This is a genomic window from Streptomyces sp. NPDC030838, assembly GCF_055572035.1.
The window spans coordinates 337408-353108 of record NZ_JBVIED010000002.1; the positions used below are offsets into that span (position 1 = coordinate 337408).

Sequence of the window (15701 nt, forward strand, 5' to 3'; positions counted from 1 at the left end):
CGGTGTAACAAAGGTGTGAGGACGCGGGAGGGGGGCCGCATCGTCGATGAGGCCGCGGTGATCGCACGCGTACGGGCCGGAGATCCGGAGGCGTACGCGGAGCTGGTGCGTGCCCACACGGGCATCGCCCTGCGGGCGGCCGCCGCGCTCGGTGCCGGTGCGGACGCGGAGGACGTGGTGCAGCAGGCCTTCGTCAAGGCGTACTGCGCGCTGGGCCGTTTCAAGGACGGCTCGGCGTTCAAGCCGTGGCTGCTGTCGATCGTCGCCAATGAGACGAGGAACACAGTGCGGACGGCGGCGCGCCAGCGCACGCTCGCCAGCCGGGAGGCGGCGTTCGCGGAGGCGGAGCCGTTGATACCGGAATCGGCGGACCCGGCGGTGGCGACGCTGGAGAGCGAGCGCCGCGCGGCCCTGCTGGCCGCGCTGGAGAAGCTGAGCGAGGAGCATCGCCTGGTCGTCACGTACCGCTATCTGCTGGAGATGGACGAGTCCGAGACCGCGCAGGCGCTGGGCTGGCCCCGGGGGACGGTGAAGTCCCGGCTCAATCGGGCGCTGCGCAAGCTGGGCCGGTTGCTGCCCGATTTTCAGCCTCGGGAAGGGGGTGACGAGTGTGAGTGAGGGACGCGAGCCGTCCGAGGGCACGGGCGCCGGCCGGCTGCCCGAGGAGCTGCGGGCGCTGGGGCGGTCGCTGGACGCGCCCGGTGCGGCGGACGGCGCCGAGACGATGGTCGAGCGGGTGCTGGGACAGATACTGGCCGAGCGTGTGCCGGTTCCGGTGCCCGAGCCGCCGGGTGCCGCCGAGCGGCTGCGGGCGGTGCGGCGCTGGGCCCGGGAGCGGTGGCGTGCGCTGACGGCGACGCTGTGCGGGCTGCTGGCGCTGCTCGCGCTCACGCCTCCGGTGCGGGCCGCGGTCGTCGACTGGTTCGGCTTCGGCGGGGTGGAGGTGCGGTACGACCCGTCGGCGACCCCCTCGGCCGGAGCCGAGGTGCCCGGCTGCGGCCGCCACCCGGTGTCGCTCGCGCAGGCCGAGCGGCGGGCGGGCTTCGAACCGCTGGTCCCTCCGGCGCTGGGCAGCCCGGACGCGGTGACGGTGACCGCCGAGCCTCAGGGCCGCTTCCTGGTGACCCTGTGCTGGCGCGACGGCGGCCGCACGATACGGCTGGACGAGCATCCGGCCCGCCTGGACGTCGGCTTCGTGAAGACCGTGCCGGAGCAGCCGGAGTGGGTGCCGCTGGGCGGCGCCGCCGGTCAGGACGTGGGGCCGGATCCGGCGCTGTGGTTCCCGAAGCCGCACCTGCTGGATCTGTGGCTGGTGGACGCGGACGGCGGCCGCTTCACCCGGGAGCAGCGCACGGCCGGCCCGACCCTGCTGTGGACCCACGGCACGGGCCGGAGCACGGTGACGCTCCGGCTGGAAGGCGTGGCGGAGAAGGGGCGGGCTGTGGGAATCGCACGGTCGCTGGGGCGGTGACCGCGAGGGCCCCCGGCATCTCGAGAAAACTCCGCGGAAGGTGGGAACCCCGGCGGGCCGGGCGGTGTACCAGAAGTGACACGCGGCTCGCGGCCGGGCCGCACAGGGATCATCTGGTTGGGGGATTCGGATGCGCAGGCTGAGGGAGCAGGGCAAACGCGGCTGTCGGGCAGGGGCGGCGTCGGCGGCGCTGGGGACGGCCATGGCGGTGACGCTGGTGGTGTGGGGCGCGCCGTCCGCCTCGGCCGGCGGGCCGACCAGCGTGCTGGTGGTCTCGCCGGAGAGCTCGGAGGCCACCGGGCTGGTCTATTCCGATCGGAAGTACGGGCAGCTGGACCGACTCCTGGGGCAGCCGGGGGTGGGCAGTCGCACCAAGGCGCCGGAGGCCGATCTGGTCGGCGCACGGCAGATCAACGTGACGTGGCTGCTGCACGACGTGGACCCCTGGCGCATGGACCAGGTCTATCCGGACGCCGACTCCACGGCGGTCTGGATCCACACGGCGACGAACCTGCCGGCATCGAGGAACGGCCACTGGCATCGCGCCGAGCGGCCGACCGCGCTGCGCGCCCTGCTGAAGGAGCTGGGCGTGATGGGCCCCGGGGCCGAGGGTGATCGGCGTGCCGTGCCCGCCGTGCCCACGGTGGGCGAACCCGACACGCAGACCGACGGGGGCGGCGAGTCGCCCGCCGTCGCCCGCGCCGCCTCCTCGCCGTCGGACGCCGACAGCGGCTGGAGCTGGGCGATACCGGGGCTGGCCGCCGGGCTGGCTCTGGGGGCGGGCGGTTCGCTGCTGATACGCCGCGCGGCGGCCCGGCCGGAAGCCGGACCGCCGCGAGGGGAGCCACGTCAGGAGCTGATCGACCTCTGAGCCGGAGGCCGGGTCAGCCGAGGTCGATCTCCGGGTACAGCGGGAAGCCGGCCACGAGGTCGGTGGCGCGGCGGGAGATCTCGTCCGCGACCTTCGGGTCGAGGACGTGGGCGGCCTTGGAGGGCGCGCCGGACTTGGTGGTGCCCGGCTCGGTGGTGGTGAGGACGCGGTCGATGAGACCGGCGACCTCGTCCATCTCGGCGGTGCCCAGGCCGCGGGTGGTCAGGGCGGGGGTGCCGATGCGGATGCCGGACGTGTACCAGGCGCCGTTGGGGTCGGCCGGGATGGCGTTGCGGTTGGTGACGATCCCGGACTCGAGGAGGGCGGCCTCGGCCTGGCGGCCGGTGAGGCCGTAGGAGGAGGCGACGTCGATCAGGTTGAGGTGGTTGTCGGTGCCGCCGGTGACGAGGGTGGCGCCGCGGCGCATCAGGCCTTCCGCGAGGGCGCGGGAGTTGTCGACGATGCGCTGGGCGTAGTCGCGGAAGGAGGGCTGACGGGCCTCGGCGAAGGCGACGGCCTTGGCGGCCATGACGTGCGGGAGCGGGCCGCCGAGGACCATCGGGCAGCCGCGGTCGACCTGGTCCTTGAGGGAGTCGTCGCACAGGACCATGCCGCCGCGCGGGCCGCGCAGCGACTTGTGGGTGGTCGTGGTGACGATCTGGGCGTGCGGGACCGGGTCGAAGTCGCCGGTGAGGACCTTGCCGGCGACGAGACCCGCGAAGTGGGCCATGTCGACCATCAGGGTCGCTCCGACCTCGTCGGCGATCTCGCGCATGATGCGGAAGTTCACCAGACGGGGGTAGGCGGAGTAGCCGGCGACGATGATCAGCGGCTTGAACTCGCGGGCGGTGGCGCGCAGGGCCTCGTAGTCGAGAAGGCCGGTGGCGGGGTCGGTGCCGTAGGAACGCTGGTCGAACATCTTGCCGGAGATGTTCGGGCGGAAGCCGTGGGTGAGGTGGCCGCCGGCGTCCAGGGACATGCCGAGCATGCGCTGGTTGCCGAAGGCCTGGCGCAGTTCGGCCCAGTCGGCGTCGGAGAGGTCGTTGACCTGGCGGACGCCCGCCTTCTCCAGGGCGGGGAGCTCGACGCGCTGGGCGAGGACGGACCAGAAGGCGACGAGGTTGGCGTCGATGCCGGAGTGCGGCTGGACGTAGGCGTGGCGCGCGCCGAAGAGTTCCTTGGCGTGCTCGGCGGCGAGCGACTCGACGGTGTCCACGTTGCGGCAGCCCGCGTAGAAGCGGCGGCCGATGGTGCCCTCGGCGTACTTGTCGCTGAACCAGTTGCCCATGGCCAGCAGGGTGGCCGGGGAGGCGTAGTTCTCGGAGGCGATCAGCTTGAGCATCTCGCGCTGGTCGGCGACCTCCTGGCCGATGGCGTCGGCCACGCGCGGCTCGACGGCGCGGATCACGTCGAGGGCGGCTCGGAAGGCGGTGGACTCGGTGGAGAGGGGCGCAGACGTGTCAGACATCAGGGACCTCCGGACGTGGCGTTCGGCGTACACGGTTCGGCCCAGGCGCACGGCACAGTTTCTTCTCGCTCGGGCCGCTCCCCGATGGTCGGTCCCATCCCAAGCGCGCCAGTCACGGCCCGTGGCTCAGCCTACCGGGCGCGCCGGAGAGCGAAGTTCCCGCGTCCACCATGCGAGCGACGATAGGAAGGAGGGCGCCTCAGCTTCTGGTTCACCTTCTGGAGGTGCCATGACCGCCACGGACGACCTGATCGCCGCCGCAGAAGCCCACAGCGCGCACACCTACCACCCGCTGCCGGTGGTGGTCGCGGACGCCGACGGGGCGTGGATGACGGATGTGGAGGGCCGCCGCTATCTGGATCTGCTGGCCGGTTACTCGGCGCTCAATTTCGGCCACTGCAACCGGCGGCTGGTGGAGGCGGCGAAGGCGCAGCTGGACCGGGTGACGCTGACCTCACGGGCGTTCCACCACGACCGGTTCGGGGCCTTCTGCGCGCAGCTCGCCGAGCTGTGCGGAATGGAGATGGTGCTGCCGATGAACACCGGGGCTGAGGCGGTGGAGACGGCGGTGAAGACGGCGCGGAAGTGGGGGTATCGGGTGAAGGGGGTGCCCGCGGAGATGGCGAAGATCGTGGTCGCGGGCGGGAACTTCCACGGGCGGACGACGACGATCATCAGCTTCTCCACGGATCCGGAGGCGCGGGCGGACTACGGCCCGTACACGCCGGGGTTCGAGATCGTGCCGTACGGGGATCTGACGGCGATGCGCCAGGCGCTGACGGAGAACACGGTCGCGGTGCTGATCGAACCGATCCAGGGCGAGGCGGGGGTGCTGGTGCCGCCGGCCGGATATCTGCCGGCGGTGCGGGAGCTGACGCGGCAGCGGAATGTGCTGCTCGTCGCGGACGAGATCCAGTCGGGGCTGGGGCGGACCGGGCGGACGTTCGCCTGTGAGCACGAGGGGGTGGTGCCGGACGTGTATGTGCTGGGGAAGGCGCTGGGCGGCGGGATCGTGCCGGTGTCGGCGGTGGTGTCGTCGGCCGAGGTGCTGGGGGTCTTCCGGCCCGGGGAGCACGGGTCGACGTTCGGCGGGAATCCGCTGGCGTGCGCGGTCGCGCTGGAGGTGATGGCGATGCTGCGGTCGGGCGAGTACCAGGCGCGGGCGGCGGAGCTGGGCGAGCATCTGCACCGGGAGCTCGCGGCCCTGGCCGGGACCGGGCGGGTGACGCAGGTGCGCGGGCGGGGGCTGTGGGCGGGGGTGGATGTGCATCCGCGGTACGGCACGGCGCGGCAGGTGTCCGAGAAGCTGATGGACCGGGGTGTGCTGGTGAAGGACACCCATGGCGCGACGATCCGCATCGCGCCGCCGCTGGTCATCGGGGAGGAGGACCTGGACTGGGGGCTGGCGCAGCTGCGGGCGGTGCTGGACGTCCGGTGACCGCTGCCTCGGCTCCGGTCCCGGTCCCGGCTCCGGCTCCGGCTCCGGCTCCGGCTACAGGATCACGTGCGGCAGGAAGCGGGCGTACTCGTCCGTGATCAGGCCGGAGGACTCGCGGATGCCGAGGCCTGCCGCCTCGCCCTCGACGACCCAGGTGCCGAGGACGACGTGGTTGCCGTCGAAGTCGGGGAGCGGGGCGAGTTGCTGGTAGCAGCAGGGCTCGTCGCGGACAACGGGGGCGGTGCCGGGCTGGTGGACGGTCACGCCGGCGCCCTCGCGGCCGAGCAGGGGCTTGGCGACGTAGCCGGTGGTGGCGGCGAGGTCGCGGGGGCCGTCGAGATAGGCGGGGAGGAGGTTGGGGTGGCCCGGGTAGAGCTCCCAGAGGATGGCGAGGAGGGCCTTGTTGCTGAGCAGCATCTTCCAGGCGGGCTCGATCCACAGGGTGGTGCCGGTGCCGCCGCCGTTGTCGAGGGTGTCGAGGACGTGGTCGGCGAAGCGGTCGGTGGTGAGCCACTCCCAGGGGTAGAGCTTGAAGCAGCTGCGGATGAAGCGGAGCTGCTGGTCGACGAAGCGGCCGGAGAGACGGTCCCAGCCGATCTCCTCCATGGAGATCCAGCCGGTGTCGAGGCCGGCCTGTTCGGCGGTCTCCTTGAGGTAGGCGACCGTCATCAGGTCCTCGCCGAGTTCGTCGGCGCTGGAGTAGGCGAAGTAGAGGGGGCTGCCGGGCGGCAGCAGGGGGGCCTGCTTGCGCCAGGCGTCGACGAGGCGTTCGTGGAGGGAGTTCCACTGGTCGGCGCCGGGGAAGCGCTCCTCCATCCAGAACCACTGGGGGGAGGCGGCCTCGACGAGGGAGGTGGGGGTGTCGGCGTTGTACTCGAGCAGTTTGGCCGGGCCGCGGCCGTCGTAGCGGAGGTCGAAGCGGCCGTAGACGGAGGGGAGTTCGGCGCGGCGGTGCCAGGCCTCGGCGACGGCGCGGGCGATCCGCGGGTCGGTGATGCCCAGGTCGGCGAAGCGGTCGGCGCTGACGATGTGGTCGGCGGCCGCGAGGCACATACGGTGCAGTTCCTCGACGACGTCCTCCATGGCCTCGATCTCCTCCAGGGAGAAGACGTAGTAGGCGCTCTCGTCCCAGTAGGGGCGCAGGGAGTCGTCGGGGTAGCGGGTGAGCGGGTAGATCAGGCCCTGTTCCTCGACGGTCTGCTGCCAGCCGGGGCGGGGCTCGATGGTGCGGCGTTCCATCGGTACGTCTGCTCAGCCGCCGCCGCTGCCGGATCCGGAGCAGCCGAAGCCGCCGCGGTCGACGGCCTCCTCGCGGCTGAAGGTGCCGTAGTCGGCGTAGCCGCCGCTGACTTCGGCGTCGTAGTACCAGGCGGCGTCGACGCGCGTGCCGCCGCTCGTCTTGCCCTTGCCGGACTTCCCGGACTTGCCGTACGACGACGAGGAGGAACCGGACTTGCAGTTCTTGTCGGCGATGACCTTGTAGCCGTTGATGTAGTCGTAGCTGTCGCGGTCGACGCAGCGGCGGTCGGGGTCGGAGCCGCAGGAGGTGAGGGCCGCGGCGATCACGCCCATCCCGCCGAGCACGACGGTGCTGGAGCGCAGCCGTCGCCGGTTGTCTGCCATGTCGTTCTTCTCCCCGTTCCCCGTGCGCCGCGGTGCCCCTGGCATCCGCTGCCGTGTCCGTGGCATCGGCCCGCGATCATACGGGGCGTGACTGAGCACGGTCACTCTAGGGCAGGACGCTGCACAGGGCCTCCAAGGTTCCCGCCCATGCGTGGTCGGGTGGGGTGCCGTAGCCGACGACCAGGGCGTCGACGGGACGGGCGGGGGCGGAGGGGTGACGGTAGCGGGAGAGGCCGTGCACCGCGAGCCCGTGCCAGGCGGCCGCGCGGACCACGGACTGTTCGGTGCCGGGCGGGAGTTGGAGCAGGGCGTGCAGTCCGGCCGCGATGCCGGTGACGGTCACCTCGGGGGCCCGGGCGGCGACGGCGGTGACCAGGGCGTCCCGGCGGCGCCGGTAGCGCAGCCGGGCGGCGCGGACATGACGGTCGTAGGCGCCGGAGGTGAGGAACTCGGCGAGGGTGAGCTGGTCGAGGACGGCCACGGAGGAGTCGCCGAGTCCGCACATCTCGTCCACCAGCGACGGCGGCAGCACCATCCAGCCCAGGCGCAGTCCGGGGGCGAGGGACTTGCTGGCGGTGCCGAGGTAGACGACGTGGTCGGGGTCGAGGTTCTGGAGGGCGCCGACGGGCTGGCGGTCGTAGCGGAACTCGCCGTCGTAGTCGTCCTCCAGGATCAGTCCGCCGGTGCGGCGGGCCCAGTCGACGACGGCCGCGCGCCGCTCGGGGTGCAGGGCCACGCCCATCGGGAACTGGTGGGAGGGGGTCAGCAGGACGGCGCGGGCGTCGGTCAGGCCGCCCGGGTCGGTGCCGGACGCGTCGAAGGGCAGAGGCTCCGTCCGCAGCCCGGCCCGCTCGACCAGCTCCCAGTGCACATCGAGGCCGTACGACTCCACCGCCAGGGTGCGCAGCCCGCGCGCGTGCAGGACCTGGGCGAGCAGCCGCAGCCCGTGGGCGAAACCGGCGCTGACGACGATCCGGTCCGGGTCGGTGCGCACGCCCCGGGCGCGGGCCAGGTAGCCGGCGAGGGCGGTGCGCAGTTCGACGCGGCCGCGGGGGTCGCCGTAGTCGAGGGCGTCGTTCGGGGCCGCGGTCAGGGCGCGGCGGGCGGCCTTGAGCCACTGGGTGCGCGGGAAGGAGGCGAGGTCGGGGGTGCCGGGGATCAGGCTGTACGCGGGGCGTCCGGTGCGGCTCGGGGAGGGCGTCGGGCGCTGCGCGGGCGGCGGTACGGCGCGGTCGGCGACCCGGGTGCCGGAGCCCTGGCGGGCGGTGAGCCAGCCCTCGGCGACCAGGTCGGCGTAGGCGCCGGCGACGGTGTTGCGGGCGAGGCCCAGGTCGGCGGCGAGCGAGCGGGAGGACGGCAGCCGGGTGCCGGGGGCGAGGCGGCCGGTGCGGACGGCGTCTCGCAGGGCGTCCGTCAGGCCTCGGCGCACTCCGCCGCCGGCCGGTTCGAGATGCAGGTCGATGCCCAGAGTGGCCCATGGTTTCGGCATGGAAATGGACCATACGCCTGGGCAGCCTGGCTCCTAGGGTCGAGGGCATGACCACAGAGACCGTTGACTACGCCCCCGAGCCCACCGCCCGCCTCGACTGGGCCGCTCTCGCCCCCGATGTCTTCAAGGCGATGGTCCGGCTCGACGCGGCCGCCCAGCAGGGCCTGGACCCGAAGCTGCGCGAGCTGGTGAAGATCCGCGCCTCGCAGCTCAACCACTGCGCGCTCTGCCTCGACATGCACAGCAAGGACGCGCTGGCGGCGGGCGAGAGCGCCGAGCGGATCATCCAGCTGAGCGCGTGGGAGGAGTCGCCGCACTACTACACCGAGAAGGAGCTGGCGGCGCTGGAGCTGACCGAGGCGGTCACCGTCCTCACGGACGGCTTCGTCCCCGACGAGGTGTACGAGAAGGCGGCGAAGCACTTCGAGGAGGCCGAGCTGGCGCAGCTGATCGCCTCGATCACAGTGATCAACGCGTGGAACCGGTTCGGTGTGACCTGCCGCCGGGTGCCCGGCCACTACCAGCCGGGCGGCCACAAGTGACCACCGTGCGCACCACCCACCTCTCCCCCGACGTCCGCACCACGCTGCAGTCCCTGAGCGCCGCCGCAAGGCGGGGCCTCGGGGACCCGGCCCTCGCCGAACTGGTCCAGATCCGCGCCTCGCAGCTCAACCAGTGCGCGTTCTGTCTGGACATGCATCTGGAGATCGCCCGCGAGCATGGAGTGAGCGAGCGGCAGCTCGACCTGCTCGCCGTCTGGCGGGAGGCCGGGGACGAGGTCTTCGACGAGCGCGAGCGGGCCGCCCTCGCGCTGACCGAGGCGGTCACCGTCCTCACGGAGGGCTTCGTCCCGGACGAGGTGTACGAGACAGCGGCCAAGCACTTCGACGACGGCCGGCTCGCCCACCTCATCGCCCTGATCACCGTCATCAACGGCTGGAACCGGCTGATGGTCAGCCGGCGGATCCCCGCGGGGAGTACGGCATGGTGACCAAGGCGGAGACCTTCCGCGCGCTGCACCACGACCGCGCCCCCGGCGACCCCCTCGTCCTGCCAGGCCCCTGGGACGCCGCGTCCGCCCGCGCCCTCGTCGACGCCGGTTTCCCGGCCCTGGCCACGCCGAGCGCCGGTGTCGCCGCCTCCCTCGGTTACGCCGACGGCGAGACCCCGGCCGACGAGATGTTCGCGGCGGTCGCACGGATCGCGCGGGCGGTGGACGTGCCGGTGTCGGCGGACGTGGAGGACGGTTACGGGCTGGCGCCGAAGGAGCTGGTGGAGCGGCTGCTGGAGGCGGGTGTCGTGGGCTGCAACCTGGAGGACTCCGCGGACGGGGTGCTCAAGGACCCGCACGAGCAGGCCGGGTTCCTCGCCGAGGTGCGGGCCGCGGCGGGCGACCGGCTGTTCGTCAACGCGCGCGTGGACACGTTCGTACGGCAGGTCCCGGACGTGGCGGAGACGATCGAGCGGGCGCGGCTGTACGTCGCCGCGGGTGCCGACTGTGTGTACCCGATCTTCGCCCCGGTGGACGTCCTGCCGCTGCTGCGGGCCGGGATCGAGGGGCCGCTCAACGCCGTCGCGCAGGTGGGCGAGGGCCCCTCGTTCGCCGAACTCGGCGCACGAGGGGCCACCCGTATCACCTTCGGGCCGGGTCTCCAGCGGCGGGCGACGGCGGCCCTGAGGGAGATCGCAGCCGAACTCACCGGATAAGGGTCACGGCAGCCACGCCTTCCACGTCGACTCGTGCCGCTCCGCCCACTTCTTCGCCGCCTCCTCGGGGCTGAGCTTCTGCTCGGCGATCATCAGGGAGACCTCGTTCTGGTCCTCGGTGGTCCACTTGAAGTTCTTCAGGAAGGCCGCCGCGTCGCCGCCCTTCTCGGCGAAGTCGGTGTTCAGGTACTTCTGCAGCGGGGTGTGCGGGTAGGCGCAGGCGACCTTCGCCGGGTCCGCGTCGCAGCCCTCCTTGTAGGGCGGCAGCTTCACCTCGGTCATCGGGACCTTCTCGAACAGCCACTGCGGGGAGTACCAGTACGTCAGGAAGGGCTTCTTCTCCTTGGCGAACTGCTTGATCTGGGTGATCTGCGCGGCCTCGGAGCCGGCGAAGACGACCTGGTAGTCCAGGTCCAGGTTCTTCACCAGGGCCTTGTCGTTGGTGACGTAGGACGGCGAGCCGTCCATCAGCTGGCCCTTGTCGCCGCTCTCCGCGGTGCGGAAGTCGTCGGCGTACTTGTCGAGGTTCTTCCAGTCGGTGACGTCCGGGTGCTGCTTGGCGAAGTACGTGGGGACGTACCAGCCGATGTGTCCGGTCACGCCGAGGTCGCCGCCCCGGGTGACGGTCTTCTTGTCCTGGACGTACCGCTGTTCCTGCTCCGGGTGTCCCCAGTCCTCCAGGAGCGCGTCGACGCGGCCCTGGCTGAGCGCGTCCCAGGCGGGGACCTCGTCGACCTGGACGGTGTCGACGCGGTAGCCCAGTTCGTGCTCCAGCAGGTACTGGGCGACGGCCACATTGGCCTGGGCGCCCACCCAGGACTGCACGGACAGGGTCACCGTCTTCGCGCCCTGGGCGTTCGCGAACGGCGAGGCCTGCTTGGTCATGTCGGCGGCGCCGCAACCCGTCAGCAGCAGGAGTGCCGACGCGCCGGCCACCGCGGTGGTCGTACGCAGTCGCATGTCACGCTCCCTTCGTCGTACGGCGGTCGGTGGGCTGGGTCACCCGGTCGAGCATCAGCCCCAGGCAGACGATCGCGGCACCGGCGACCAGGCCGGTCGCGAGGTCGCCCTGGGCGAGGCCGAAGACGACGTCGTAGCCGAGCGCGCCGCCGCCGACCAGGCCGCCGATGATGACGACGGCGAGGACGAGCACCACGCCCTGGTTCACGGCGAGCAGCAACGAGCGGCGGGCCAGCGGCAGTTGGACCTGCCGCAGCTGCTGGCCGCTGGTCGCGCCGAGCGAGCGGGACGACTCCAGCGCGGCCGGGTCCACCTGGCGCAGGCCCTGGGCGGTGATACGGACGACGGCCGGCAGCGCGTAGACGACGGCCGCGGCGACGGCCGGCGCGCGGCCGACACCGGCGAGCGCGACGACCGGGATCAGGTACACGAACTGCGGCATGGTCTGGCAGACGTCCAGGACCGGCCGCAGCAGCCGTTCGACGCGGTCGCTGCGCGCCGCCGCGACACCGGTCGCCACGCCGAGGACGAGGGTGACGGCGACCGCGGCCAGCACCTGCGACAGCGTGTCCAGCGACGGCTCCCACACGCCGAGGACGCCGATCGCGGCCATGGCGAGCACGGCGGTCAGCGCGGTGCGCCAGGTGCCGATCAGCCAGGCGAGCGCGGCGACCACCAGCAGCACCGACCACCAGGGCAGCCACTGCAGGCCGTCGCGGAGCGGATCGAGTACCCAGGTGGTGAAACGGGCCGCCCAGTCGGCGGTACCGCCGATGACGGGCACCCCGGAGTAGAGGTGCGCGGTCATCCAGTCCACGGCCCGGTTGACCGGCTCGGCGATGTTCGCCGTCCATGCCTCGGGCCATTCGGCACGGCCGGTCAGCCGCCCGGCGACGGCCACGGCGACGGCGGCGGCCGCGGCCAGGGCGTACGGCAGGACGCCGCGTCGAGGAGCCGCGGCACCGGCGCCGGCCGCGCCCGTCACCCGGTCCAGCACGACCGCCAGCAGCACGATCGGGATGCCCGCGGCCAGCGCCGCGCCGACGTCGACCGAGGCCAGCGCCTGGTAGACGCGGTCACCGAGGCCGCCGGCGCCGATCACCGAGGCGATCACGGCCATGGACAGCGCCATCATGATCGTCTGGTTGACGCCGAGGAGGAGTTCCTTGCGGGCCAGCGGGAGCCGGGCGGTCAGCAGGCGCTGACGCGCGGTCGCGCCGAGCGACTCGACCGCCTCGAGGACGCCCGTGTCGGCACCGCGCAGGCCGAGCGCGGTGAGACGGGCCATGGGCGGGGCGGCGTAGACGACGGTGGCGAGGACGGCGGCGGGCACGCCGATGCCGAAGACCAGGACGACCGGCAGGAGGTAGGCGAAGGCCGGGAGCACCTGCATGGTGTCCAGGACGGGGCGCAACATGCGGTCCATCCGGTCCGACAGGCCTGCCGCGAGGCCCAGCAGGGCGCCCACGATCACCGACGCGAGCACCGCGACCGCCATCAGGGCCAGCGTCTGCATGGTCGGCACCCACATGCCGAGCAGTCCGCAGGCCAGGAACGCGGCCGCCGTGCCCAGCGCGAGCCGCGCGCCCGCGACCCGCCAGGCGACGAAGGCACCGAGCGCGGTCACACCCGCCCAGCCGACGGCGAGGAGGGCGAGGTAGACGGCGCGCACGGAGAGTACGACCGCGTTGCTGACGTGGCCGAAGAAGTACAGGAACAGCGGGTGGCTGTCCCGGTTGTCGATGATCCAGTCGCTGGTGTTCGTCAGCGGGCCGGAGAGGTCGACGGTGAGCGCGTCGGGCCAGGTGCCGCTGGCCCAGCGGGCGTGGGCGAGCGGGACGAGGACCGCCGCGACGAGGGCGAGCAGGGTGAGCTTGGCCGCCGCGCGGTTCTTCAGGAGTGCGGGGAGGGTGCGTGGGGGTGTTGCGGTGAGCGTTGCCATCAGACCGCCTCCGCGTGGGGGTCGGCGTCGGGGTGCGTCGTTCGCCCGCGCCGGCGTGGTGCCGCCGCCGTTGCGCCCACCCGTGCCGCCCCAGCGGCACGACTGCCCGCAACCGCCTGGGCCGTGGTCACGCCCGCCACGACATCCAGCAGCGCCTCCGAGTCCACGACGCCCACACAACGCCCCTCGTCCATCACCCGGGCCGGAGTCCCCGCGCGGGCGACGGCCTCGATGGCCTCCGCCACCGTCGCGTGCGGGGCGACCGCCGGGCCGGTGGCCGCCTCGTCCGCGGACGTCGGCCGCATGGCCGTACGGACGGTCATGACCTGTTCGCGCGGGACGTCCCGGACGAACTCACGGACGTAGTCGTCGGCCGGGGAGCCGACGATCTCCTCGGGGGTGCCGAGCTGGACGATGCGGCCGTCGCGCATGAGGGCGATGCGGTCGCCGAGCTTCAGGGCCTCGCTGAGGTCGTGCGTGATGAAGACCATCGTGCGGCCCTCCTCGCGGTGCAGCCGGACGACCTCCTCCTGCATGTCCCGCCGGATCAGCGGGTCGAGGGCGCTGAACGGCTCGTCGAACAGCAGCACTTCGGGGTCCACGGCCAGTGCCCGGGCGAGGCCCACGCGCTGCTGCTGGCCGCCGGACAGCTGCCCTGGGCGCCGGTGTTCCATGCCCGCCAGGCCGACCTTGGCGACGACCTCGGCGGCCTTCGCGCGCCGCTCGGCCTTGCCGACGCCCTGGATCTCCAGGCCGTAGGCCACGTTGTCGAGGACCGTGCGGTGCGGCAGCAGGCCGAAGTGCTGGAAGACCATCGCCGCGCGGTGGCGGCGCAGTTCGCGCAGCCGTGCCTTGTCCATGGCGCGGACGTCCTCGCCGTCGATGGCGATGGTGCCGGCCGTCGGCTCGATCAGCCGGGTCAGACAGCGCACCAGCGTGGACTTGCCGGAGCCGGACAGGCCCATGACGACGAAGACCTCGCCCTTGCGGACGTCGAAGGTCACGTCCCGGACGGCCGCCGTGCAGCCGGTGCGGGCGCGCAGTTCGGCGGGGGCGAGGGCGGTCAGCTCGGGGTCGGCCGGGACGCGGTCGGCCTTGGGGCCGAACACCTTCCACAGGCCCTCGACCGAGAAGACGGGAGGCGTGAGGGTTTCGGGGGTGGGGTTGGCGGTACTCATCGCGCATCACCACCGATCAGGTCGACGGCCCGCTCCCCGACCATGAGCACGCCGATCATCGGGTTGACGGCGGTCATGGTCGGGAACACGGACGCGTCGGCGATCCGGATGCCCTCCAGGCCGCGGATGCGCAGCTCGGGGTCGACGACGGCCAGTTCGTCGTCGGCGGCGCCCATCTTGCAGGTGCCGGCCGGGTGGTAGACGGTGTGCGCGACCTTGCGGGCGTACTCGCTCAGCTCGGCCTCGCCCACGACCTCGGGGCCGGGGCAGACCTCGCGCTTGAGCCAGCCGGCCAGCGGCTCGGCCTTGGCGATCTCGCGGGCGATGCGGATGCCGTCGACGAGGGTGCGGCCGTCGTAGTCGTCCTCGTCGGTGAAGTAGCGGAAGTCGAGGGCGGGCTTCACGGCCGGGTCGGCGCTGGTCAGGTACAGCCGGCCGCGGCTCTTCGGCTTGGGGATGTTGGGGGTCATCGACACCCCGTACCGCGGCCGCTCGTAGCCCAGTCGCTCGGGGTTGTCCGTGAAGGGGATCTGGTAGAAGTGGAACATCAGGTCGGGGCCCTGGTGTTCGGGGTCCCGCCGCACGAACAGCCCGGCATCCGAATCCATCGCGGAGTTCTCCGGGATCGGGCCGTGGGTCTCCCAGACGATCACCGACTCGGGGTGGTCGAGCAGGTTCTCGCCGACGCCGGGCAGATCGTGCACGACCGGTATGCCCAGCTCGGCGAGGTCGTCCTTCGGGCCGATGCCGGAGTGCAGCAGCAGCCGCGGGGAGTCGACCGCGCCCGCGCACAGCACGACCTCGTTGCGGGCCCGGATCAGCAGCTCCTCGCCGTCCTTGGTGCGCACGTGGACGCCCTCGGCGCGGGTGCCGGCCAGCTCCAGCTTGTACGCCCAGGTCTCCAGCAGGATCGTGAGGTTGGGGCGCTCGTCCATCACCGGGTGCAGATACGCCACCGACGCCGACGAGCGCTTGTTGTTCTCCGGGTGGTAGGCGAGGTCGAAGAAGCCGACGCCCTCGGTGAACGGCTTCTTGTTGAAGCCCTCGACGCGGGGGACGCCGAGCGCGGCCTGCGCGGCGTCGACGAAGTCGCGGGCGATGGCGTTCCGGTCCTTCTCGTCGACCGGGACGATGTTGTTCTTCAGGCGCGCGAAGTACGCCTCCATCTGGACCGCGCCCCACCCCTTGGCGCCCGCCTCCTCCCACTCGTCCCAGTCGGACGGCAGCGGCTTGAAGGCGATCAGGGTGTTGTGGGAGGAGCAGCCGCCGAGGACGCGGGCGCGGCTGTGCCGGATGTGCGAGTTGCCGCGCGGCTGCTCGGTGGTCGGGTAGTCGTAGTCCAGCTCGCCGCCGAGCAGGCCCATCCAGCGGCGCAGGGTGAGCACGTCGTCGCGGCCGACGTCGCTGGGGCCGCCCTCGATGACGGCGACGGTGACGTCGGGGTTCTCGGTGAGGCGGGAGGCTATGACGGAGCCTGCGGTGCCGCCGCCGATGACGACGTAGTCGTAGACAGGGGTGTTCTGGGACATGGGGGGTTACTCCAAGGAGGCTTGC

At 72.5% G+C, this 15701-nt stretch carries 15 protein-coding genes and 1 riboswitch; of the genes, 7 read left to right on the forward strand and 8 right to left on the reverse strand.

Annotated elements, in window-relative coordinates:
- The first annotated feature begins 57 nt into the window (after positions 1-57).
- The 3 genes from ACZ42A_RS08625 (at position 58) to ACZ42A_RS08635 (ending at position 2342) form a co-directional block, all read left to right on the forward strand.
- Positions 58-618 (forward strand): RNA polymerase sigma factor, encoded by a 561-nt coding sequence (locus ACZ42A_RS08625; protein ID WP_468526441.1) that lies wholly within the window; start codon positions 58-60, stop codon positions 616-618.
- Positions 611-1471, forward strand: a complete 861-nt coding sequence (locus ACZ42A_RS08630) for a hypothetical protein (RefSeq protein ID WP_468526442.1) — start codon at positions 611-613, stop codon at positions 1469-1471. The genes ACZ42A_RS08625 and ACZ42A_RS08630 overlap by 8 nt, the downstream gene beginning before the upstream one ends.
- Before the next feature lie 130 nt (positions 1472-1601).
- Entirely contained in the window at positions 1602-2342 is a 741-nt protein-coding gene (locus ACZ42A_RS08635; RefSeq protein WP_468526443.1) for a hypothetical protein, read from the forward strand.
- Positions 2343-2355: 13 nt separating this feature from the next.
- Here ACZ42A_RS08635 and ACZ42A_RS08640 read toward each other — a convergent pair whose 3' ends face one another.
- Positions 2356-3810, reverse strand: a complete 1455-nt coding sequence (locus ACZ42A_RS08640) for a glycine hydroxymethyltransferase (protein ID WP_468526444.1) — start codon at positions 3808-3810, stop codon at positions 2356-2358.
- Positions 3811-3842: 32 nt separating this feature from the next.
- A riboswitch (ZMP/ZTP riboswitch) is annotated at positions 3843-3936 on the reverse strand.
- Between the two features lie 103 nt (positions 3937-4039).
- On the opposite strand from ACZ42A_RS08640, the gene rocD reads away from it, so the two are divergent.
- Positions 4040-5248: an ornithine--oxo-acid transaminase gene (gene rocD, locus ACZ42A_RS08645; RefSeq protein WP_468526445.1), complete on the forward strand. Its 1209-nt coding sequence runs from the start codon at positions 4040-4042 to the stop codon at positions 5246-5248.
- A gap of 54 nt (positions 5249-5302) precedes the next feature.
- Here rocD and ACZ42A_RS08650 read toward each other — a convergent pair whose 3' ends face one another.
- The 3 genes from ACZ42A_RS08650 to pdxR form a co-directional block, all read right to left on the reverse strand.
- Positions 5303-6487 (reverse strand): glutathionylspermidine synthase family protein, encoded by a 1185-nt coding sequence (locus ACZ42A_RS08650; RefSeq protein WP_468526446.1) that lies wholly within the window; start codon positions 6485-6487, stop codon positions 5303-5305.
- A 12-nt stretch (positions 6488-6499) separates the two neighbouring features.
- A complete protein-coding gene (locus ACZ42A_RS08655) occupies positions 6500-6871 on the reverse strand; it encodes a hypothetical protein (protein ID WP_468526447.1) in 372 nt (123 codons plus the stop codon).
- Positions 6872-6977: 106 nt separating this feature from the next.
- Entirely contained in the window at positions 6978-8360 is a 1383-nt protein-coding gene (pdxR, locus tag ACZ42A_RS08660; protein ID WP_468526448.1) for a MocR-like pyridoxine biosynthesis transcription factor PdxR, read from the reverse strand.
- 47 nt (positions 8361-8407) lie between these two features.
- Between pdxR and ACZ42A_RS08665 the strand changes: the two genes are divergently transcribed.
- The 3 genes from ACZ42A_RS08665 to ACZ42A_RS08675 are packed head-to-tail and all read left to right on the forward strand — an operon-like array spanning position 8408 to position 10067.
- Positions 8408-8902 carry a carboxymuconolactone decarboxylase family protein gene (locus ACZ42A_RS08665; RefSeq protein ID WP_468526449.1) on the forward strand — a complete coding sequence of 165 codons (495 nt, stop codon included), beginning with the start codon at positions 8408-8410 and terminating at the stop codon, positions 8900-8902.
- Positions 8899-9351, forward strand: coding sequence for a carboxymuconolactone decarboxylase family protein (locus ACZ42A_RS08670; protein ID WP_468526450.1), 453 nt, complete (start codon positions 8899-8901; stop codon positions 9349-9351). The genes ACZ42A_RS08665 and ACZ42A_RS08670 overlap by 4 nt, the downstream gene beginning before the upstream one ends.
- Positions 9345-10067 carry an isocitrate lyase/PEP mutase family protein gene (locus ACZ42A_RS08675; protein WP_468526451.1) on the forward strand — a complete coding sequence of 241 codons (723 nt, stop codon included), beginning with the start codon at positions 9345-9347 and terminating at the stop codon, positions 10065-10067. The genes ACZ42A_RS08670 and ACZ42A_RS08675 overlap by 7 nt, the downstream gene beginning before the upstream one ends.
- 3 nt (positions 10068-10070) lie before the next feature.
- Here the strand turns inward: ACZ42A_RS08675 and ACZ42A_RS08680 are convergent, their stop codons facing one another.
- The 4 genes from ACZ42A_RS08680 to ACZ42A_RS08695 are packed head-to-tail and all read right to left on the reverse strand — an operon-like array spanning position 10071 to position 15676.
- Positions 10071-11027 carry an ABC transporter substrate-binding protein gene (locus tag ACZ42A_RS08680; protein WP_468526452.1) on the reverse strand — a complete coding sequence of 319 codons (957 nt, stop codon included), beginning with the start codon at positions 11025-11027 and terminating at the stop codon, positions 10071-10073.
- Position 11028: 1 nt separating this feature from the next.
- Positions 11029-12969 carry an ABC transporter permease gene (locus ACZ42A_RS08685; RefSeq protein WP_468526453.1) on the reverse strand — a complete coding sequence of 647 codons (1941 nt, stop codon included), beginning with the start codon at positions 12967-12969 and terminating at the stop codon, positions 11029-11031.
- The gene (locus ACZ42A_RS08690; protein ID WP_468526454.1) at positions 12969-14147 is read right to left on the reverse strand and encodes a quaternary amine ABC transporter ATP-binding protein; all 1179 of its coding nucleotides are present in this window, start codon (positions 14145-14147) and stop codon (positions 12969-12971) included. Before ACZ42A_RS08690 ends, ACZ42A_RS08685 begins: the two co-directional genes overlap by 1 nt.
- Positions 14144-15676, reverse strand: coding sequence for a GMC family oxidoreductase (locus ACZ42A_RS08695; protein WP_468526455.1), 1533 nt, complete (start codon positions 15674-15676; stop codon positions 14144-14146). Before ACZ42A_RS08695 ends, ACZ42A_RS08690 begins: the two co-directional genes overlap by 4 nt.
- Between the last annotated feature and the right edge of the window lie 25 nt (positions 15677-15701).

What these genes read in the sequence shown, in the direction of transcription:
- ACZ42A_RS08635 (WP_468526443.1), top strand. Translation starts at nt 1,602, where the DNA reads ATGCGCAGGCTGAGGGAGCAGGGCAAACGCGGCTGTCGGGCAGGGGCG.
- ACZ42A_RS08640 (WP_468526444.1), bottom strand. Translation starts at nt 3,810, where the DNA reads ATGTCTGACACGTCTGCGCCCCTCTCCACCGAGTCCACCGCCTTCCGA.
- rocD (WP_468526445.1), top strand. Translation starts at nt 4,040, where the DNA reads ATGACCGCCACGGACGACCTGATCGCCGCCGCAGAAGCCCACAGCGCG.
- ACZ42A_RS08650 (WP_468526446.1), bottom strand. Translation starts at nt 6,487, where the DNA reads ATGGAACGCCGCACCATCGAGCCCCGCCCCGGCTGGCAGCAGACCGTC.
- ACZ42A_RS08655 (WP_468526447.1), bottom strand. Translation starts at nt 6,871, where the DNA reads ATGGCAGACAACCGGCGACGGCTGCGCTCCAGCACCGTCGTGCTCGGC.
- pdxR (WP_468526448.1), bottom strand. Translation starts at nt 8,360, where the DNA reads ATGCCGAAACCATGGGCCACTCTGGGCATCGACCTGCATCTCGAACCG.
- ACZ42A_RS08665 (WP_468526449.1), top strand. Translation starts at nt 8,408, where the DNA reads ATGACCACAGAGACCGTTGACTACGCCCCCGAGCCCACCGCCCGCCTC.
- ACZ42A_RS08675 (WP_468526451.1), top strand. Translation starts at nt 9,345, where the DNA reads ATGGTGACCAAGGCGGAGACCTTCCGCGCGCTGCACCACGACCGCGCC.
- ACZ42A_RS08680 (WP_468526452.1), bottom strand. Translation starts at nt 11,027, where the DNA reads ATGCGACTGCGTACGACCACCGCGGTGGCCGGCGCGTCGGCACTCCTG.
- ACZ42A_RS08685 (WP_468526453.1), bottom strand. Translation starts at nt 12,969, where the DNA reads ATGGCAACGCTCACCGCAACACCCCCACGCACCCTCCCCGCACTCCTG.
- ACZ42A_RS08690 (WP_468526454.1), bottom strand. Translation starts at nt 14,147, where the DNA reads ATGAGTACCGCCAACCCCACCCCCGAAACCCTCACGCCTCCCGTCTTC.
- ACZ42A_RS08695 (WP_468526455.1), bottom strand. Translation starts at nt 15,676, where the DNA reads ATGTCCCAGAACACCCCTGTCTACGACTACGTCGTCATCGGCGGCGGC.